Raw genomic sequence first — 19,281 nt, 5'->3', positions numbered from 1 at the left:
ATGCGCGACCCCGCCAACATATGTGCCGGTCGATAAAATGGGAAGGGTCTCAAGTCCTCATAATCGCGGGTCCCCCGTCGAGCCCTGAGGTTTCCGGTCAGGTCTCAGCATGAAACCTCAGGGGGCAGCAGTTGCGGGCTCAGCCGCGCTGGGCCGCCGGGACCTCTGCAGCCTGCGGGGCCACCTCGTCAATGACGGCGGTGAGCGCGGCCGCCGTCTCCTCCATCCCCGGGATGAAGCCGTACATCGTCGCCGCTCCGGGCACGATCCTCGCCGTCGTGTCCAGCTCCTTCGTGAGGAACCGGGTGAGGGTTGCCGCCGGGTCCTCCATGTAGGCGCCGTGCGTGCCGGCCGCCGCCTCGACGCACCGCGTCCAGGCCTCCTCGTCGTCGATGAGGTCACGCACCGTCATGACCGGGGCGCCGGAGCGGCCCAGTACCTCGGCCGGGACCGTGACCGTGCGCTCGTGGCGACCGTGACCCACCGTCTCGGGCTCGGCACCCGGCAGGGCCAGCTCGGCGCGTGCGCCCACCGGGACCTCCACGCGCACCTCCAGCCGGTCCCCGTCCAGCGCCCACTCCACGCGCGCCGTGCCCACGGGCAGGCGGCGCACCACCGAGGCGTGGCTGAAGCCGTGTCCGACGACGGGCGCGACCCGCAGTGCCGTCCCGCCCGGCGCGGCCACGGCCAGTCCCGCCAGATCCGTGATGAGCCACTGGGTGACGGCACCCAGTGCGTAGTGGTTGAAGGAGGTCATCTCACCGGGGTTGATCTCCCCGGTGGGCAGCATGGAGTCCCAGCGCTCCCAGATCGTCGTCGCCCCCATCGTCACCGGGTAGAGCCAGCTCGGGCACTGCCTCTCCAGCACCAGGCGCACGGCCGTTGCCGCCTGGCCGCCCTTGACGAGCGCGGCCGGCACGAGCGGCGTGCCGACGAAGCCCGTCGAGATGCGGAAGGAGCGCAGGCGTACAAGGTCGGCCAGCCGCTGGCCCGCCCCGGCCACGCGCCGCGGCGTGTCGAGCAGGTCCCACGCCAGGGCCTGGGCGTAGACGGTGGCGCAGTCGGAGAGCATGAGCCCGTCCGTCGTGACATAGGCGTCCAGGTAGGCCCGGCGCACCTGGGCGGACAGAGCCTCGTAGTGGGCGGCGCGCCCGGCCTCGCCCAGGACGGCGAAGGCGCGGGCGGTGATCGCCGCGCTGCGTGCGAAGTAGGCGGTGGCGACGACGTCGGGGTCCGCCTTGGCGTCGGCCGGGTTATCGGGTGCGGCGTCCGGGTCGAGCCAGTCGCCGAACTGGAAGCCGCCGCGCCACAGGCGCGAGGGCCCGGCGACGGCCGCGACGCCGTCGACGAAGCGGGCCATGGCCTCGACCGTGGATGCGAGCAGCGCCGGATCGCCGGTCGCCTCGTAGGCGGCCCATGGCACCAATGTGATGGCGTCGCCCCAGGCGCAGGTGAGCTTCGTGCCCCCCAGGACGTCCGGGGAGACGACGGGCATGGCGCCGTCGGGCGTCTGCGCCCAGGCGAGGTCCTTCGCCCAGGAGGCGAGGAAGCCAGCGGCGTCGTAGAGGGACAGGGAGGTTGGGGCGAAGGCGCCGATGTCACCGGTCCAGCCCAGGCGCTCGTCGCGCTGCGGGCAGTCCGTGGGAACGGTGATGAAGTTGTCGATGGTGGACCAGCGCGTATTCTCCACGAGCCTGTTGACCAGGGCGTGGGAGGAGTCGAACCAGGCGGCCCGCTCCATGCCGGAGGAGACGACCCGGGCGGTGACCGCCTGGGCCAGGGTCTCGCCGTCGCCGGGGAAGCCGTCCACCTCGACGTAGCGGAAGCCGTGCTGGGTGAGGGTGAAGGCGACGACGTCGTGACCGCCGGACAGCGTCACCCGGTCAGTGCAGGCCGCCCCGCGCAGCGGGCGCATGCCCATCTCGCCGCGCTCGAGGACCTCGGCGTGGCGCAGCGTGAGGACCGTGCCGGCCTCGCCGGTCACCGTCAGGCGCACGTGGCCGGTGAGGTTCTGGCCCAGGTCGAGGACCGTGCGGCCCGAGGGTGTGGTGATGACCTCGACGGGCCTGACCTCGCCGATGACGGTCGGCATCTGAAGGGTCGTGGGCTCGAGCGCCTGCTCGGGCAGGGGCAGGAGCTCGACCTGCGCTTCGGCGTCGGCCGAGCCGAGCGCGGGCAGACGCAGGTCCACGTCCTGGCCGTCGTAGAGGTCGTTGGCGCTGACGTTCGAGGGGCGCCAGGTCCACCGCTCGTCGGTGCCGACGGTGGTGGTGCCGTCGGGCCCGGTGAGCTCGAGTTGGGCGAGGAGCCAGAGCCGGTCACCGTAGACCGCCTCGCGCTTGGCCCAGGTGAGGTGGCCTCGGTACCACCCGTTACCCAGGACGACGGCGACCTCGTGCTCGCCCGGGGTCAGGGCGGTGGTGACGTCGTGGGTCTGGACGAGGAGGCGGTCGCGGTACTCGGTCCAGCCGGGGGCCAGCTCGTCGGTGCCGACCTTGACGCCGTCGATGAAAGCCTCGTATGTGCCACCTGCCGTCAGGTGCAGACGGGCGGCGGTGGTGCCCTCGGGGACGGTGAGGCGGCGTACGAGGACGGGGGCGGGGTCGGTGCGGGTGTTGCCGGGGGCGGTGATGGGCCTGGCGCTCCAGTCGGAGCGCTCGAGCAGGCCGGTCTCGACGACGGCGGGGGCCGACCAGTCGGAGACGGTGCCGTCGGTGCCGGTGACGCGCACGCGCCAGGTGGCGCGCTCGCGGGAGGCGAGGGGGGTCAGAGGCCAGGGGCTGAAGAGGGTGGAGGGGCCGTCGAGGACGACGGATTCGGTGATCGTCGGGCCGCCGACGGGTCCGTGGGTCACCTCGATCTCGGCGGCGGCCTGCTCCCAGCCGGCAGGCGCGGTGGGCATCTCCCAGGACAGGGCGGGGGTGGCGCCGGTGCCGCCCAGGACGGTGGCACCGGCGCGGTGGTGGTCGGCGCGCAGGCGCACGGGGGCGCTGAGGGGGCCGACGGCGTCGTGCGGCTGGGGTGCGGCTTCGGTGAGCAGGGTAGCCGTGGGCAGCGCGTTGGTGGTCACGGGGTCTCCGGATCGTCGTTGAACCGATTCAGTGGCGGTGTGCGGGTGACGTTACGGCCATTGGGGAGATTCCGTCAACGGTGCGAGCGGGGTGGGGGACGTTGTCGTGCCGACGCTCAGGCGCGTAGGTGGTCGACGAAGAAGCCGACGACGGCCGCCATGTCCACTGAGCGGTCGAGCAGCCACTCGAGCTGGACGCCCTCGATGAGGCAGGCCAGGCACAGGGCTGCCGCCTCGACGTCGACGTCGGCGCGCACGCGACCGGCCTCCTGCTCGGCGCGCAGGTCCGCGATCAGCTGGGCGCGGAAGCGCTGGGCAAGGCCGACGACATAGTCGTGGGCCGGGTGCTCGGGGTTGACGGCCTCGGCGTGCATGAGGGCGTCGAGCTGGATGAGGCCGGGGGTTGTGGCATTGCGGGCCATGGTGAGCGAGATGGCGTCGAGCGCGCTGTGCTCCTGGAGCAGCGAGGTGCGCCACTGCTGGTCGATCTCCTCGCGGCGGGTAAGGACGGCCTCGAGGATCGCCTCCTTACGTCCGAAGTGGTGGCGTAGGAGCGTGTGACTCACGCCGATGGCGTCGGCGATCTGACGCATGGAGAGGTTCTGGAAGCCCTGCTCCGCGAAGACGGCGGAGGCGGCCTCGACGATCTCGGCACGACGGCGTCCCCCGTTGGCGTAGCGAGTGCGGCCATCGGGTGGGGGGACAGGGCTGGTGGTCATGGCGCCTCCCTTTCGACGGAAGCCTAGCGGCGCAAACGTGCACCATCTTGGATGTGAGACAGATCTCGTCCAATATGGTGCACGTTCTGGTTATGGTGACGGGACCACGCACGGACCGCACCGTGATCCACCCACGCCGACGTCGCCGTCGGACCTCATCTCAAGGACGAACGATGAGCGCACCCACTGACACCACCACCGGAGCCGAACCCGACCAGACGGACCTCGACGCCGCCGAGCTCGAGGCCATCACCCGCAAGTTCGGCAACCCCCGCACAACCATCTGGCTCGTACTCGTTGCCGCCATCGGCGGCTACATCATGATGATGGGCATGGGCACGGCCCTCCAGCTGCGCCTGAGCGTCATCAACGAGGAGCTCGCCACCCTCGTCTTCTCCCGGGCCACCTCCCTGTCCGCCCTGCTCATGCTCGTCGTCGTGCCCATCGTCGGAGCCCTGAGCGACCGCACCCTCTCGCGCTTCGGGCGCCGCCGCCCCTGGATCGTCGGCGGCTACCTCGTCGCCCTCCTGAGCTTCTTCGTCATCGGCAACACGACGAGCTCCGTCGTCATCATCGCCGCCTACATCATCGGCATCGCCTCCGCCCAGGCCGGCTTCAACGCCTACTCCGTCATCCCCGTCGAGGGCGTGCCCGGCAACATGCGCGGGCGCATCATGGGCGTCATGGGTCTGTGCGGCGCGCTGGCCATGAGTGCCGGCGCCTACATCGCCGGAGCCCTCGTCGACATCTCCACCGTCCTGCTCATGACCGTGCCTCCGGTCCTCGCCATCATCTGCGCCCTGCCGCTGCTCGTCCTCTACAAGGACCCGCGCCACGACCGTGAGGAGATCCCCCAGGGCGGCACCCTCGACATGTTCGCCCACATGTTCGTCAACCCGGTCAAGCACCCCAACTTCGGTCTCGTCTGGCTCTCCCGCTTCCTCGCCGGTGCCGGCATGGCCGCCTTCCTCAGCTTCTTCGTCCTGTACCTCATCATCCGGCTCCACATGACCCCCTCCGACGCCGGTGCCATGGCCGGGCGCCTGTCCCTCATGAGCGCGCCGGTCTCCATCCTCGTGTTCACCGGCTCCGGCTGGATCTCCGACAAGCTCGGCATGCTCCGTCCCCTGGTCGCCCTGGCCGCCGTCATCATGAGCGTGGGCCTCGTCGTCGCCGCCACGTCCACCACCATCACCGGCTTCACCATCGCCTGGATGATCTTCGCCATTGGCCAGCCCATGTACCTCACCGTCGACCTCGCCCTGTGCGCCAAGGTACTGCCCAACGAGGCCGACGCGGGCAAGGACATGGCCGTCTTCGGCCTGGCCCTCAACCTTGGTAACGTCCTCGTACCTGCCATCGCCCCGACCCTGCTCGGCCCGGCCTCCGACAACTACCCGCTCCTGTGGGGCGTGGCGGCCGTCCTGTGCGTGGTCGGCGCCCTCCTCATGCCCCTCGTGCGCGGCGTCAAGTGAGACAGGAGAACCTCATGACCAACTCCACCCGGGTGCTGTCCAACACCACCGCCACCGACCCGCTCGGCACCGCCGACGTCCCCGTCACCTTCCCCGAGGACTTCCTGTGGGGCACGGCCACCGCCTCCCACCAGGTTGAGGGCGGCAACGTGGGCAACGACGTCTGGCTCTACGAGCACGTGACGCCCACGATGTACAAGGAGTCCTCCGCGGACGCCTGCGACCACTACCACCGCTACCGCGAGGACATTGCCCTGCTCGCCTCGCTGGGCCTCAACGCCTACCGCTTCTCCCTGGAGTGGAGCCGCATTGAGCCCGCCGAGGGCGAGTTCTCCGCCGTCGCCATCGAGCACTACCGCGACATGCTGCGCGCCTGCCACGAGCACGGCCTGACCCCGCTCGTCACCTACCACCACTTCACCTCGCCGCAGTGGCTCATCGCCAAGGGCGGCTGGGAGTCCGACGAGACCCCCGCCCTCTTCGCCCGTTTCGCACGCCGGGTCACCCAGGAGCTGGGCGATCTCTTCGAGACCGCCTGCACGATGAACGAGCCCAACCTCGCCATCCTCCTGGGCGAGCTCGGCCTGGCCGAGAAGGACCCCGCCGACCGCGTCAAGAATCCCACGTGGGTCGGCGCCGGCCGCGCGCTCGGCATTCCCGCCGAGCAGGTCGCAGGCTTCCAGCTGAGCGCCACCGAGAAGTCCTTCGAGGTCAAGTGCGCCGCCCACAAGGCAGCCGTTGCCGCCATCAAGGCTGTCAAGCCGACGATGCGCGTGGGCTGGACCCTGGCCAACTCCGACTTCCACGCCGCTCCCGGCGGCGAGGAGCGCGTGGCGAGGCTGATCGAGGAAAACAACCTGCGCTACCTGCGCGTGAGCGAGGGCGACGACTTCGTCGGCATCCAGACCTACAACCGCACCCTGCTCGGCCCCGACGGCCCCGCGCCCGCCCCCGAGGGCTCGCTCCTCAACCCCCAGGGCGAGGAGATCTGGCCCTGGGCTATCGGCGCGGTTATCCGCCAGGCCTGGGACACCGTCAAGGTGCCGATCATCGTCACCGAGAACGGTCTCAACACCGCCGACGACGCCCAGCGCGTCGACTTCCTGCGCACCGCCATCGCCGAGGTCGGCAAGTGCGTGAGCGACGGCATCCCCGTGGGCGGCTACATGTGTTGGTCCGCCATGGACAACTTCGAGTGGATCTTCGGCTACGGCCCCAAGTTCGGGATCATCGCCGTGGACCGCGTCACCCAGGAGCGCACCCTCAAGGAGTCCGCGCGCGTGCTCGGCGAGATCGCCCGCAGCAACGGGGCCGTACTCGCCTGAGCCGGAGCTGAGACGAGCGCCCCGGCCGGGCTCAGCTGCGGGGTGCGACGCGTGTACGCTCGACGGCGGGTAAGGAGGGTTCTGGGATGAGCGACAAGGACTGGTCGACGACGGAGCTGTCGGTCCTCTACGACGTGTTCTACGAGTGCGCTACCCGGCTCGGTGGTGAGTACGTGTCTCTGGCGTATGCGGCCGAGGACGCGGGCGATGCAGAGGCGCTGGAGTTCTGGGACGAGCAGGGACGCCTGCTTCAACAAGAGCGGCAGGCCGTGAACCCGGATGATCGCGCGATGATCGTGGCAACGATGAAGCAGTGGGACCGCACGCTTCAGCTGCTACGGCACGCACGTTCTGCCAGGCCTGCGTCGGCAGCTGCGTGATGGACGAGGCGACCAAGCGGAGGGCGTGGAACCGAGCATGCGCCCGGCTGTTCGGTGGGTGCTCTCCGTCGTCGTCGCAGGTGCTGCTGTCGGTGGGGGCTCAGCCGGGTGCCGGGAAGACGCGCGCGATTGGTGCGGCGCTACGCGAGTTCTACCCTGGCGAGAGCCTCGTCGAAGTCATCGGCGATGACCTGCGGCAGTTCCACCCCGACTACCCGGTGCTCTCGCGCTCCTCGGACGCATGACGGAGCGAGATGCACAGGTGCGTCAAGCGGATCAGTCCGGCCGTGAGCGACCGCCTCGGCGCCGTGACCGACCCAACCGATCGCGGTGACGGGATCGCTCGGCCAGACGGACGAGGGTCCTGTCATCGTCACCGCCGTCCCCCAGGCCCGGACGGGCTGGGCCGGGGGTCGGGGCGACGGCGGACGTCGGGGTTGGGTCGACGGCGGGCGGCGGGGCAGGTGCGGGCGACCCTGGTGCGCGCCAGGGGTCTGGGGGCCGGGCAGCAAGAAGGGCGAGGACATCGTTGTCCTCGCCCTGAGAGCGGCCGGGGTGGGTCCCGGGTGGCGCGCCTGAGGTCCGTCAGGCGGCGACGGTCAGTCCTACTGCACCTCGCCCGCGGCGAAGAGGAGCTCCTCGCGGGCGTTGAAGGCGGCGGCGGTCTGAGCGATGAGTTCGAAGAACATGTCGGGTTCCTCTCGGTTGAGTGCTGTCTGAGTGGGCCGGTCTGCCGTGCGGCCGGCACGGCTCACTTCTGCTGCTCGGCCTCGAAGGCACGCTCAGCCTCGAGCTCGCGCGCAGCGGCGGCGCGGATCATGAGGTCGATGTCGAAGATCATGTGCTGTCCCTCCTTCCGTGGTGCGGTGCGTCCTGTTCGTGTCGATCGGTGGGGTCTGTCCCTGTTCCTCCCGACACGCCCAGATTATTGACCGATCGGTAGGGAAGCAATGTCGGAGGCTATGAAGTAGAACATATTGGTAAAGGTCGCTGTGAGGTGTGGTGCCCACGCGGCGGACATCAACCGCGACCACCGTCGACACCGCCGGCGAGATTGGCGGAATTGCACCGTTTCCTGTCGGCAAGTTGAGCCTCCGGGCCGGTCATGTCCGCGACGTGGACACTTCTCGCGCCGGGGGACTGCCAACGAGGATGCGCTCGCGGAGCTGGGTCGGGTCAGGACACCTCTCGCGCCGGGGGACTGCCAGGGGTCGTGACCACCTGGGTGGCCTCGGCCGCGGGCCCCCCGCGCCCGTGCGCGCGCTCCCGCTCTCGCAGTCCGCCCCGCTCCGGCAGGTCGCGCGATCCCCGCGCCTGCGACCGGACTCGGCGCGCGTCGGGTTGATCTCGTTGACAGGCGGTTGATCTCGTTCCCCGCGGGTTGATCTCGTTCCCCGTACGTTGATCTCGTTCGTTGAGGGAACGAGATCAACGGTTCGCGAACGAGATCGACGGCCCTCGAACGAGATCGACGACGGGGGGGGACGAGGCAGAGGATGGAGGTGACCGACAGGGGTCCCGGACGAGCCACCCGCTGCCGCTTGACACACCACATAGGGGCCCCACGCCAGGGGGGCTGCCCGGCTTCACCTGGCCGACTGCGATGGCCGGGAGGATAGGGGCCCCACGCCAGGGGCTGCCCCCTCGGGCCCGTCAGGTCGTCGTCCCACGGGCATGGACGGGCACAGCCGCCGGTCGCGCGCCGCTGGTGTCCACGCGGCGGACATGAACCGTGACCACCGTCGACACCGTCGGCGAGATTGGCGGAATTGCGCCGTTTCCTGTCGGCGGGTCGAGCCTCCGGGCCGGTCATGTCCGCGCCGTGGACACTGGCCACAGCCCCCGCCAACTAGCACGGCGCACGCGCCCACACGCGCACCGCCGCCCAGATCTCCACATCTGGGCGGCGGTGCGCGCGATCGTTGTCGGTGCGTCAGACGAGGTCCGTCTCCACTCCGAAGGCCGTGATGACGGCGCGCAGCTCGTCGTCGGTCACACCCTCACCCAGGCCCCCCGACTGGATGTTGCGCACCTCGTACATGGCGCCCGTCTCCGCGTACTCCGCCTTGTCCACCGCCGCCAGCGGCGAGACGTCAGAGCGCACCATGATCCCGTGCTTGGACCACAGGACGATGACGTGGTCGCGCAGCGCCCGCACATTGTTCTCCATGAGCTCCTGGCCACCGGGCACCATGAAGTCGAGGACCTCGATGCCCTGGGGCAGCTGAACGATCGTCTCCGGCTCCCACCGCAGGATCCGGCGGTTGAACGCGGTGGTCGAGCGGAGCTCCTTGATGTGGCTCAGCTGGACGAGGTAGGGCGGCTGCGCGTGGATGACGGCCTGGAAGTCGACGCCGCGCATGGCGACCTGGTCGTTGTGGACGGCCAGGTGCGAGTTGAACTCGCTCGTGGGTCGCGCGTAGGCCTTGGCCGGGTGCGTGTACCACGTGCCCGTCAGTCCCCCCTCGTCGACGACGAAGGCGGACACGTTCGCCTCGGGCGACTGCGCCACGTCGCGCAGGCGGCAGCCCGAGCCGGTGACGAGGACCGTCCGGCCCGCCAGGGCCGGGGCGGGCAGTGGCAGCTCGGTACCCGGGTGGGCCTGCGGGAAGCGTCCGGCCAGCCCCAGCTCCTCAGCGCCCTTGGCGATCGACACGGAGATGTTGCCAGCGCCGGCCTCCACGGCGCCCATGTGGTCGAGGCGGCGCCCGGCAGCGCCCATCTGGGTGAGGACCTCGTCGAGGCTCAGGTCAGTGCTCATCAGTTCTCGTGACTCCTTGATCGGGGTGGGGTGCTCAGCGGGGTGGGGTGCTCATGACGTGTGGCGCAGGCGGGCAGTGAAGCGCTCGATGAGGTGCAGGCGCTCGCGGTACGGGCTCAGGAAGCCGCCTGCCAGGGGTGTCAGGGCGACGCCGTCGCGCGTGGCGGCGGGCTGCGGGTTCACGGGTGCGCTCATGTCAGGATCCTCCCGATCTCAACTGAGGATCCGCTGCTCGGCGGCGTCCCAGGCGGCGGCCGAGCACGGGGCGGGCGTGTAGGTGGTGATCTCGCTGGAGGCACGCACGAGGCTGCGCAGCTCGGACAGGTCGCCCTCGATGAGCCCCGCGCCACGGGCGGCAACGACCATATTGCCCAGGGCCGTGCCCTCCTTTGGGCCCGCGAGGACCGTCAGGCCGGTCGCGTCCGCCGCCATCTGGCACAGCAGCGAGTTGGCGGTGCCCCCGCCCACCATGTGCAGGACCCGCACCTCGTGCCCCGACAGCGCCGAGGCCTCGCGCACCGCCCGGCGGTAGGCCAGCGCCAGGGACTCGTTGACGCAGCGCACGTACTGTCCGATGCCGCCTGGCAGCGGCTGGCCGGTGGCGCGCGCCCAGGCGTCGATCCGCGCCGCCATGTCCCCGGGCGCGTAGAAGGCGTCGTCGTTAATGTCCACCACTGTGCGCAGCGGCTCGGCGGCAGCGGCCTCGGCGTCGATCTGGGCCCAGGACACCTCCAGGCCCTGCTGCCTCCAGGTACGCACGGCCTCGTTGAGGACCCACAGGCCCATGACGTTCTTGAGGTAGCGGACCGTGCCGTCCACACCGAGCTCGTTGGTGAAATTGGCCGCGCGCGAGGCCTCGGTGAGCACCGGGGCGTCCAGCTCCAGGCCCACCAGGGACCAGGTCCCGCAGGAGACGTAGGCGAAGTCGCGGCCCTCGGCGGGCACGGCCGCCACGGCGGAGGCCGTGTCGTGGCTGCCGACGGCGATGACCGGCGTCGGCCGACCGTCCGGACCGAAGAGGTCCAGCACTTCCGGGCGGACCGTGCCGATGAGTGTGCCCGGCTCGACGAGGTCGGGCAGGATGCCGCAGACGTCCACCCCCATCTCCTGACGCAGGCGGGCGATGAGGGGCTGGGACCAGGTGCGGGTGCGCGCGTCCACCAGGCCGGTGGTCGAGGCGTTGGTGACCTCGGCGACCTGGCGTCCCGTGAGCCAGGAGCACAGCAGGTCGGGCAGGAGGAGCATGCGCCGGTCGGTGGCGCCGGGCGGCAGAGCGCCGTCGCGCGCCTCGGCGATGAGCTGGAAGACCGTGTTGAAGTCCTGTACCTGCAGTCCGTTGACGGCGTACACGTCCTTAGCGGGGATGCGCGCGAAGAGCTCGGCGGGCACGCCCTTGGTGCGCTCGGATCGGTAGGCGGCCACCTGCCCGGCGAGCACGCCAGAGTCGCGCACCAGGCCGTAGTCGACCGCCCAGGTGTCCACCCCGATGGCGGACAGGGGGCCGACGTCGCGCACGGAGGCGAGCAGCCCCTCACGGACCTCGTTCCACAGGTGCAGCACGTCCCAGTACAGGCGCTCGCCCTGCATGGTGGGCAGGGGGATGACGCCGTTGGCGAAGCGTCGCGTCTCGGTCAGGGTGATCCTGCCGGCGTCGAGAGTGCCGACCATGACCCGTCCGGAGGACGCGCCGAGGTCGACGGCGGCGACGTGGAGGGGGGCGGTCATGAGGTGGTCCTGTCTCTGCTGTGGCGGTGGTCGGGTTGGGGCAGTGGGGGCCGACGGCGGTGGTGGGGCCGGGCGGCCGGACGCGTTCGGCGGCTGGTGGACCGGGTGACGGCGGTGGTGGGGCGGAGTGCACCGGCCGCCGTCGGCCCTCAGCAGACGGGGTCAGGCGCCCCAGCCTGCGGCGTCACCGCCCACGCGCTCGACGCGCACCCGCTCGAGGTAACCGGAGTCGAGGAAGGCCCTCATCGGGTCCGCGGGCAGGCCCTGGGACTCGCGCAGCTCGGCGAGCAGCGGGCGCACGTCGGTGCTGAAGGCCTCGGTGAGGACGTCGTTGGCGCCCAGGACGTCACCAGCGGTTTGCGCCGCCCGCAGCGCCTCGCGGTCCACGAGCAGCGCCTTGGCGGTGGCCTCCTGGACGTTGGTCGCCGAGCGGATCTCACCGGGGATCTTCTCCTCGAGGTTGTGGCACTGGTCGAGCATGAAGTTGACGCCCGAGTCGGGGGCCAGTGCCCCGGCCGAGACGATCTCGTTCATGATGCGGAAGAGCTGGTACGGGTCCGCCGCACCGACGATGAGGTCGTCGTCGGCGTAGAAGCGCGAGTTGAAGTCGAAAGCGCCCAGGCGGCCCAGGCGCAGGAGCTGGGCGACGATGAACTCGATGTTCGTGCCCGGGGCGTGGTGGCCGGTGTCGAGGACGACCTTCGCCCGCCCGCCCAGCGCGAGGCAGTGCACGAGGGCGGTGCCCCAGTCCGGCACGTCGGTGTGGTAAAAGGCCGGCTCGAAGAACTTGTACTCCAGGACCAGTTGCTGGTCCGGGCCCAGGTGGGAGTAGATCTGCGTGAGGGAGTCGGCCAGGCGGTCCTGGCGCTCACGGATGGAGTCCTGGCCCGGGTAGTTCGTGCCGTCGGCGAGCCAGATCTTGAGGGCGGGGGCGCCGGTGGCGCGCATGATGTCGATGCACTCGAGGTGGTGGGCGATGGCCTTGGCGCGGATGCGCTCGTCGGAGTTGGTGAGAGAGCCGAGCTTGTAGTCCTCGTCCTGGAAGACGTTGGAGTTGATCGTGCCGATGGTGATGCCCTGGTCCTCGGCGTGGCGGCGTAGCGCGTCGTAGTCGTCGACCGTGTCCCACGGGATGTGCAGGGAGATGCGCGGGGTGACGCCGGTGAGGCGGTGGACCTCGGCGACGTCGTCGATCTTCTCGAAGGGGTTTCGGGGCACGCCCGCGGTGGTGAAGACGCGAAAGCGCGTGCCGGAGTTGCCGAAGGCCCAGCTGGGCAGTTCGATGGACTGGGTTTCGAGGAGGCTGCGGGCCTCAGGGCTGAGGTCGGCGAGAGTGGGGGTGGGCATGAGGTTCTCCGTTCTGCGTGGTCGAGGTGTGCAGCGGGTGGTGCGGACGGTGGATGGATGGTGTGAGCGGCCCGACGCGCTCAGGCGTTCTCGTTGGTGATGCGCTCGCCGTAGCGCTCCAGCTCGATGTCCTCCAGGGACTTGCCCTGGGTGCGCGGTGCGCCGATGGTGCCCACGATCGTGGCGATGACGAGGAAGCCGATGAGGATGAGCCCGTCGATCATGAGCCCGTTCGGTCGGGCCAGAATGACCGGGAAGACGAGCGAGATGCACCCGGAGGCCAGCCGCACGATGAAGAAGACGATGCCCTGGGCGCCCGAGCGGTAGGGGGTGGCGAACAGCTCGGGGGACCACACCGAGTAGAAGGCCTGGGCGGAGGGACCCGCCGACAGACCCCAGATGATGGTGTAGCCGAAGGCCGTCCAGGCCGCGTCCGAGGGACCGAAGACAAGCACGACCCAGGACATGATCGCCAGAGCGCCGCCCCCGAGGTAGTGCCAGCGGTAGGGGACACGGTCCACGATGTGCATGAAGACCAGGGTGGAGACGATGACGAAGCCCCACGAGAGCATGGAGAACAGGTTGGTCTGCAGAGTCTCGTAGCCCATCGAGTCCAGGATTGTGGGCAGGAAGATGCCGTTCTGGCTGGCCGCCTGGTTCCAGCAGGTGTAGATGACGGCCAGGAAGACCAGGGCGGTGATGTTGACGCGACGCGACAGCAGCTTGCGGAAGGCCTCCCACATCGACGGCGGCTTGGCGGTGGCGCCGCCCTTGGCGTTCTCCCAGGTCTCGGACTCCTCCAGGCCACGGCGGATCCACCAGGTGATGAGGGCGATGACGACGAGGTGGGCGAAGATCAGGCGCGAGCCGAGCAGCCCCAGGGGGGTGAGGGCGGAGGCCAGGCCGAATCCGATGAAGGGCCCGAAGGACCAGGCCAGCTGGGTGGCCCCGATGTGCTTGCCGCGCTGGTCGGTGGGGGCGAACTCGGCGATGTACGTCCAGCCCGCGGGCACGGAGGCCCCCACCGCCAGGCCGACGACGATGAAGCCGACGAAGAGCATCGGCAGGTTCGCGGTGAAGACGACGATGAGCCCACCCAGTGCGTAGAGCAGCAGGTCGTAGGTGTAGATGAACTTGCGTCCGTACTTGTCGCACAGGGGGCCGCCGATGAGGGCGCCGATCGCGGCGCCGAAGGCATTGGCGCTGAAGGCGGCCAGGAGCCCGGCGATCGTCCCGTCGTCCTGAGGGAAGTAGGCCTCCTTCCAGAAGACGAGTGATGTGGCGATGGCGATGATGGAGCCGGAGTCGATGTAGTTGGACATCGAGACGGCTGCGGTGGCCTTCCAGCCGGTCAGTGGCGTGCGAGCCATGGCTGAACTCCTCGGGTCGTGGGGGTGGGGCGGGGACGCCTCAGGCGAGGTAGAAGTACTGGTGCAGGACCTCGGCGGCGCCGCCGTCGGGTTGGACGAAGTACTGGGCCATCTCGGCCTGCCAGCGGGTGTTGACCTCCTGGGCGGACATGGCGTCCATCGCGGCCGCGGTGTCGTCGGCCTCGAAGTAGCCGACGACGAGCCCGTCCTCGGGGCGCAGGAACAGGGAGTAGTGGCGCCAGCCGCAGTCGGTCAGGGCTTGACGCATCTCCTGCCACACACGCTGGTGGATCTCGACGTACTCGGTGAGTCGCTCGGGGCGTACGTGCAGCAGGAAGCAGCAGCGCTGTGGTGAGGCCTGGGTGGTGGAGGTCAGCTGGGCTGACAGGGTGGTGGTGCTCATGACGTCCTTGTCCGTGGAGCAGAAGGTGTTTAAACGATTCAAGGCGCACTGTAGGACGGTTTGAAGCGTTTCACAAGGGGGTGGTGGGGCCGCTCCACCCTCGTGGCGCCGACGGCGAGGACAGGGCGGGCCCTAGCATGGCGGCTGTGACAGCCCCGTGGTCAGGAGGCTCATGATGGACGCTGCGAGCGCGGGCACACCCGCGAAGGACGCACACACCGCCCCCAAGGGCGCTCCGGCAACACCTCGCCCCTCTGTGCGAGATGTCGCCGCCCTCGCCGGAGTGAGCGTGGGCACGGTCTCCCACGTGCTCAACCACCCCGAGCGTGTCGCCGGCGCCACCCGGGAGCGTGTGGAGAGCGCCATTGACGAGCTCGGCTTCGTCCGCTCCGAGACTGCCCGCCGCCTGCGCCGCGGCGGCTCCTCCCTCGTCGGCGTCCTCGTCCACGACATCTCCAACCCCTTCTTCACTGAGGCTGCCCGCGGCATTGAGGATCGCCTGCGCGAGAGCAGGCGCCTGCCCATGATCGCCTCCACGGACTCGGACCCCGAGCGCGAGCGCGAGCTCATGGCCCTGCTCGCCTCCATGGACGTGCACGGCGTCATCGTCACTCCCTCCGCCTCCACGCTGGGCAACCTTGCCGTGCTCGGCGGACGCGGCATCCGCGTCGTCCTCATGGACCACCCGCCGATCTCCGCCGAGATATCCACCGTCTCCGGCGACGATGTCGCAGGCGCCCGGGCCGCCATCGAGCACCTGCTGTCGCTCGGCCACCGGCGCATCGGCCTCATCAACGGGCCCCTCACCGTCCGTCAGTCGGTCGACCGGCGCGACGGCGTCGTCCGGGCCCTGACCGAGGCCGGGCTTGACCTGGCCGACTGCCTTATCGAGGTGGAGGCCGTCGCCGACGGCGTCGGATACACCGCGGCTGCCGGTGCGGCCGGGGTTCGGGTGCTGCTGGATGACGCGCGGCCACCGTCGGCCCTCTTCTGTGCCAACGACCAGATCGCGATCGGTGCCATGCGCGTGCTGCGCGAGAGGGGCCTGAGCATCCCGGGCGACGTCGCCATCGTCGGGTACGACGACGTGTCCGTCGCCTCCGAGCTCATCACCCCGCTGACGAGCGTGCGCCAGCCGCTGGCGGAGATCGGTCGGGCCGCGGCCGACCTCCTGCTCGCCGACGGTGGCTCAGTTGCGCACGTCGTCTTCCCGCCCGAGCTCGTCGTGCGCGAGTCCACGCTCGGCCGGTGACGTACGTGCTCGCCCTGCGACTGCGGGGTGGGCTTTGGTGGCGATGTCGGCCCCGAGTTCGGCGATGAGTGCCTGGCCCCTGGGTGCTGGGTGGGGGCTGCACGCTCATGTGACTGGTGTGATTTGACCGATTCGGACTTTTCGTTGGTATTCCGCGGATTGAGTCCTGTGGTCGGAATCCGTCTCTGAGGCTCCCATGTGCATGGACCTTGCCCATGCACATGGGAGCCGAACGACGTGAGAACGTCGAGACAGAAGACCGCAGGATTCCGCGGATTCTGTCCGAGGTCGGTAGGCGTGAGCGTGCATGAGCGTGCGACCCGGGCAGTGTGGTCTTCGCGGGGACCGCCGCCACACACCACGAGACGTGCTCCCGACGTCCTGCTGCACGCCGATGGGCGCCACGTGCGCGGCTGAACCGCTGTTGGTGAGGGGGTCGGTGGCGGTGCGTGCGGTGGTTGTCCCCTGGGCGCGCTGGCAGGGCAAAGGCCCCCGGTCGTGTGACCGGGGGCCTTTGGGGTGGTTGTTGTCAGGAGTTGTTGGTGGTGTTGGCTGCCTTGCGGCGGCGGACGGTGGCGATGGCCAGGAGGCCGGCGGTGCCTAGGACGCCTGCCCCGGTCAGCAGGGCCGTGACGTCGGCGCCTGTGCGTGCCAGGGAGGGCGGGGTGGTGACGGTGACGGTCTGGCCCTTGTCGTTCAGGTCCTCGTGGGAGGCCAGGACCTCGGTCTCGGAGCCGGGGACGTAGGCCGTCTCGAAGGCGACCAGGTCGTGGCCGGGCAGGTTCGTGGTGTCGACCTGGAACGGGATCACGGCGCAGTCCTGGGCGGTCTTGGGTGTGAAGGTGGTGCGCACCTGGGTGCCGGGCACCTCCTTTCCGGTGGCGCGGTCCATGAGGCGGCCGGCGATGATGTACTCACGGCCCGGCTCGAAGGTCAGGTCGTTGGTCGGGCAGACGGTGTCCTCCAGCTCGACGGTGCCTGGGTCCACGACCTTGTCGCCGTCAGCCTTGTCGGTCAGCGTCGTGCCGATGCCGGGGGTGGTGCCGCCCTTGACGGTCTGGCCCTCGTCCTTGGTGTCCTCGTGGGTGGCCACGACGTGGCCGCCCAGGCTCACCTTCTCGAACATGACGACCGAGCGGTCGCGGATGGCGGCCGCGGGCAGGGTCACGTCCACCAGGCCGCAGTCCTGGGCGGTGTTGGGTGTGAAGGTGGCGGTGCCGGTGTAGGGGTTGCCGTCGGCGTCGGTGTAGGGCTCGCCGGTGGCGGGGTCCACGGCCGTGGCGGTCAGTGTGTACTCGTGGCCGGGCACCAGGGGTGCGTCGGGGTCCTGGCAGACCTTGTCGGTGATGGTCACGGGGCCGCCGGAGGACATCTGCTTGTCGCCGTCGAGCTGGTCGGTGGCGGTGGTGCCCACGCGCGGCTGGCGGACGGTGACGGTCTGGTTCTTGTCGGTCACGTCGGCGTGGGTGGCCACCTCCTTGCCGTTGTGGGCGACGGACTCGAACATGACCACCGAGGAGCCGGCCAGGGCCTCGCCGGGCAGGGTCACGTCGACGACCGCGCAGTCGGCGGGGCCGGTGGGTGTGAAGGTGGCGGTGCCGGTGTAGGGCTTGCCGTCGGCGTCGGTGTAGGGCTCGCCGGTGGCGGGGTCCACGGCCGTGGCGGTCAGTGTGTACTCACGGCCGGGCACCAGGGGCGCGTCGGGGTCCTGGCAGACCTTGTCGGAGATGGTCACGGGGCCGCCGGGCTCGAGGACCTTGTCCCCGTCGGCCTTGTCGGTGGCGGTGGTGCCGATGCGGGCAGGACCGTAGATGACCTCGATGCGGCCCCGGGGACCCTCGACCCACTCGGAGTCGCTCTCGGGACGGTTGCCGTAGGTGATGGTGTCCTGCGTCTTGTGATCAGTGGCGCTGAGCAGGGTCAGCGTCTTGCGGGAGGTCTTGAACCACTGCTTGATGGTGACCTCGCCCTCGCCGGTGCCGGTCCAGGAGGCGGACAGGGCCTCGGCCGTGGTGGTGCCGGTCCAGGTGTTGGTGCCGGTGGCGTCGAAGACGGCCGGGCCCTCGAGGGTGATCTGGAAGGGGACCCCGGCGACGTTCTCGCCGGCCTCATTGGTCACGCGCACGCCCGTGATGTTGCCGTGACGGGTCTTGTCGCCCTCCACGACCATGGCCGTGAAGCCCTGCACGTTCGAGGCGCGGGCGGCCTCGACCATGACGCGGGCCTGCTCATAGATGTCGGGCGCGCCCGCCTGGACGTCGGCGATGAGCTGCGGGACGTAGTTCGACGGGTCGCCGTACTTGTCCGTCCCGTGGTGGCGCTCGAAGTTGGCGTGGATGAGCATGGAGATCGCGGCGTTGTTGAGCGAGCGCACGTCGCCGGACTCACCTGTCGCGTCCACGTTGTAGGTCTTGAGGATCCAGGCCATCTGGGGCGTGGTCACGCTCATGGCCGTGTCAGTGTTGTAGCCCGTGGTCTCCTCCAGGGTGATGGGCGAGACCACGTCGTCGGCCACGGGGTTGAATTTCCACATGTGCGTGCACCACACGTCGAAGCCCTGCTCGACGCCGCTGGGCGGCAGGTAGGGGCCCAGCCAGAAGCCGGCTCCCGACGCGTCCTGTTCACCCACGGAGGTGGGCACGAAGCGGCCGTAGGAGCCCTGGAAGTTCTGCTCAGCGCGGGCCTGAGGAGCCAGCACGGCAGAGACGGCGGTCACGGCGAAGGTGACGGCCAGCAGAACAAGAACGGTGAGCGTCTTTCTGCGCCGCAGGGGGTGGTAGGTCGGGGGGGGTAGAGGTTGAGTTCAAGGTGGTTTCCTTTTTGTCATGGGAGTGGTGTCAGCCGCAGGCGCCCCACAGGCGTTGCCCTGTGCCAGCCTCCCAGCGGGTGTCCATCTCCTCAGTCACGACCCAAGCTCCTGTCGTCGTGGCTCTCGTCGAGCCCAACGTCACTCGTGTCGGCGTCGGTGGCAGGACGTCCTGCCTCGGCGCGGCGGGAACTGCTGCGTCCGGCTCAGTATAGCCAGCCGGAGGTGTCTCCGCTGTTCAGGCCTGCACCATAGGTGTGAAAACCGCCACTGAGCTACGACCAGCCTGGGCCGACCCTGTACCTATCCGTGGTCGCTGGATGAGGCCGGGCACCTGGCCCTGGCGCGGGCGGTCGGCGTGTCACCCGCGTCTGCCTGCTAGCCTGTGCTCACGGTTTTTCTTAGGAGTGAGGCCGCGCGAGCCGGACGTCAGGGCGTCCGGCTCCGGCGTGCCTGGCCGGGGACGACAGCCTTCCCTACGAACCGAGGACAAACCGTGAACCACCAGGACGTGTCCGACCTCCTGTGCGCCGACGGCGGTTCAGTTGCGCACGTGGTGTCTATTGGCGTGCAGGTTGTCCTGCGGATGTCCTGAGACATCGGTGACAGTTCTGCCTCAAGTCTGCCTCAAGACGTCGGTGTGCCTTC

15 protein-coding genes are annotated in these 19,281 nt (G+C 69.8%); 5 read left to right on the top strand and 10 right to left on the bottom strand.

Annotated features, from left to right (window positions below; translation table 11 throughout):
* Positions 1 to 139 precede the first annotated feature (139 nt).
* Complete coding sequence (locus ID810_RS11250; protein ID WP_166858375.1) at positions 140 to 3,070, bottom strand: alpha-L-rhamnosidase; 2,931 nt, start codon at positions 3,068 to 3,070, stop codon at positions 140 to 142.
* A 116-nt stretch (positions 3,071 to 3,186) separates the two neighbouring features.
* Complete coding sequence (locus ID810_RS11245; RefSeq protein ID WP_166858377.1) at positions 3,187 to 3,789, bottom strand: TetR/AcrR family transcriptional regulator; 603 nt, start codon at positions 3,787 to 3,789, stop codon at positions 3,187 to 3,189.
* Positions 3,790 to 3,962: 173 nt separating this feature from the next.
* Between ID810_RS11245 and ID810_RS11240 the strand changes: the two genes are divergently transcribed.
* From ID810_RS11240 to ID810_RS11225, 4 genes are all read left to right on the top strand, one after another.
* The gene (locus ID810_RS11240; protein WP_166858380.1) at positions 3,963 to 5,264 is read left to right on the top strand and encodes an MFS transporter; all 1,302 of its coding nucleotides are present in this window, start codon (positions 3,963 to 3,965) and stop codon (positions 5,262 to 5,264) included.
* A 14-nt stretch (positions 5,265 to 5,278) separates the two neighbouring features.
* On the top strand, positions 5,279 to 6,589 hold the full coding sequence (locus ID810_RS11235; RefSeq protein WP_166858382.1) for a glycoside hydrolase family 1 protein: 1,311 nt from the start codon (positions 5,279 to 5,281) through the stop codon (positions 6,587 to 6,589).
* An 86-nt stretch (positions 6,590 to 6,675) separates the two neighbouring features.
* Entirely contained in the window at positions 6,676 to 6,969 is a 294-nt protein-coding gene (locus ID810_RS11230) for a hypothetical protein (RefSeq protein ID WP_166858384.1), read from the top strand.
* Positions 6,969 to 7,214 carry a zeta toxin family protein gene (locus ID810_RS11225; protein ID WP_166858386.1) on the top strand — a complete coding sequence of 82 codons (246 nt, stop codon included), beginning with the start codon at positions 6,969 to 6,971 and terminating at the stop codon, positions 7,212 to 7,214. Before ID810_RS11230 ends, ID810_RS11225 begins: the two co-directional genes overlap by 1 nt.
* Positions 7,215 to 7,574: 360 nt before the next feature.
* On the opposite strand, the gene ID810_RS11220 is transcribed toward ID810_RS11225, so the two are convergent.
* The 7 genes from ID810_RS11220 to ID810_RS11190 form a co-directional block, all read right to left on the bottom strand.
* Positions 7,575 to 7,724: a hypothetical protein gene (locus ID810_RS11220; protein ID WP_166858388.1), complete on the bottom strand. Its 150-nt coding sequence runs from the start codon at positions 7,722 to 7,724 to the stop codon at positions 7,575 to 7,577.
* Between the two features lie 1,178 nt (positions 7,725 to 8,902).
* Entirely contained in the window at positions 8,903 to 9,730 is an 828-nt protein-coding gene (locus ID810_RS11215) for a class II aldolase/adducin family protein (protein WP_166858390.1), read from the bottom strand.
* Positions 9,731 to 9,781: 51 nt separating this feature from the next.
* Positions 9,782 to 9,925, bottom strand: a complete 144-nt coding sequence (locus ID810_RS11210; RefSeq protein WP_166858392.1) for a hypothetical protein — start codon at positions 9,923 to 9,925, stop codon at positions 9,782 to 9,784.
* A gap of 18 nt (positions 9,926 to 9,943) precedes the next feature.
* Positions 9,944 to 11,455: a rhamnulokinase gene (locus ID810_RS11205; RefSeq protein WP_166858394.1), complete on the bottom strand. Its 1,512-nt coding sequence runs from the start codon at positions 11,453 to 11,455 to the stop codon at positions 9,944 to 9,946.
* A gap of 162 nt (positions 11,456 to 11,617) precedes the next feature.
* Positions 11,618 to 12,802, bottom strand: a complete 1,185-nt coding sequence (rhaI, locus tag ID810_RS11200; RefSeq protein ID WP_166858396.1) for an L-rhamnose isomerase — start codon at positions 12,800 to 12,802, stop codon at positions 11,618 to 11,620.
* 80 nt (positions 12,803 to 12,882) lie between these two features.
* Positions 12,883 to 14,172: an MFS transporter gene (locus ID810_RS11195; protein WP_166858398.1), complete on the bottom strand. Its 1,290-nt coding sequence runs from the start codon at positions 14,170 to 14,172 to the stop codon at positions 12,883 to 12,885.
* Between the two features lie 40 nt (positions 14,173 to 14,212).
* The gene (locus ID810_RS11190; RefSeq protein ID WP_166858400.1) at positions 14,213 to 14,575 is read right to left on the bottom strand and encodes an L-rhamnose mutarotase; all 363 of its coding nucleotides are present in this window, start codon (positions 14,573 to 14,575) and stop codon (positions 14,213 to 14,215) included.
* 175 nt (positions 14,576 to 14,750) lie between these two features.
* Between ID810_RS11190 and ID810_RS11185 the strand changes: the two genes are divergently transcribed.
* Positions 14,751 to 15,827, top strand: a complete 1,077-nt coding sequence (locus ID810_RS11185; protein ID WP_166858402.1) for a LacI family DNA-binding transcriptional regulator — start codon at positions 14,751 to 14,753, stop codon at positions 15,825 to 15,827.
* Between the two features lie 529 nt (positions 15,828 to 16,356).
* On the opposite strand, the gene ID810_RS11180 is transcribed toward ID810_RS11185, so the two are convergent.
* A complete protein-coding gene (locus ID810_RS11180) occupies positions 16,357 to 18,543 on the bottom strand; it encodes a VaFE repeat-containing surface-anchored protein (protein ID WP_195858788.1) in 2,187 nt (728 codons plus the stop codon).
* Positions 18,544 to 19,281 lie beyond the last annotated feature (738 nt).

Origin of the sequence: Actinomyces respiraculi (assembly GCF_014595995.2) — a bacterium.
GTDB lineage: Bacteria > Actinomycetota > Actinomycetes > Actinomycetales > Actinomycetaceae > Actinomyces > Actinomyces respiraculi.
This window is presented reverse-complemented; position numbering and strand designations above follow the sequence as displayed.

Coding starts and splice junctions, on each gene's coding strand:
- ID810_RS11245 (WP_166858377.1), bottom strand. CDS start 3,789: ATGACCACCAGCCCTGTCCCCCCACCCGATGGCCGCACTCGCTACGCC.
- ID810_RS11240 (WP_166858380.1), top strand. CDS start 3,963: ATGAGCGCACCCACTGACACCACCACCGGAGCCGAACCCGACCAGACG.
- ID810_RS11235 (WP_166858382.1), top strand. CDS start 5,279: ATGACCAACTCCACCCGGGTGCTGTCCAACACCACCGCCACCGACCCG.
- ID810_RS11230 (WP_166858384.1), top strand. CDS start 6,676: ATGAGCGACAAGGACTGGTCGACGACGGAGCTGTCGGTCCTCTACGAC.
- ID810_RS11225 (WP_166858386.1), top strand. CDS start 6,969: ATGGACGAGGCGACCAAGCGGAGGGCGTGGAACCGAGCATGCGCCCGG.
- ID810_RS11215 (WP_166858390.1), bottom strand. CDS start 9,730: ATGAGCACTGACCTGAGCCTCGACGAGGTCCTCACCCAGATGGGCGCT.
- ID810_RS11210 (WP_166858392.1), bottom strand. CDS start 9,925: ATGAGCGCACCCGTGAACCCGCAGCCCGCCGCCACGCGCGACGGCGTC.
- ID810_RS11205 (WP_166858394.1), bottom strand. CDS start 11,455: ATGACCGCCCCCCTCCACGTCGCCGCCGTCGACCTCGGCGCGTCCTCC.
- rhaI (WP_166858396.1), bottom strand. CDS start 12,802: ATGCCCACCCCCACTCTCGCCGACCTCAGCCCTGAGGCCCGCAGCCTC.
- ID810_RS11195 (WP_166858398.1), bottom strand. CDS start 14,172: ATGGCTCGCACGCCACTGACCGGCTGGAAGGCCACCGCAGCCGTCTCG.
- ID810_RS11190 (WP_166858400.1), bottom strand. CDS start 14,575: ATGAGCACCACCACCCTGTCAGCCCAGCTGACCTCCACCACCCAGGCC.
- ID810_RS11185 (WP_166858402.1), top strand. CDS start 14,751: ATGGACGCTGCGAGCGCGGGCACACCCGCGAAGGACGCACACACCGCC.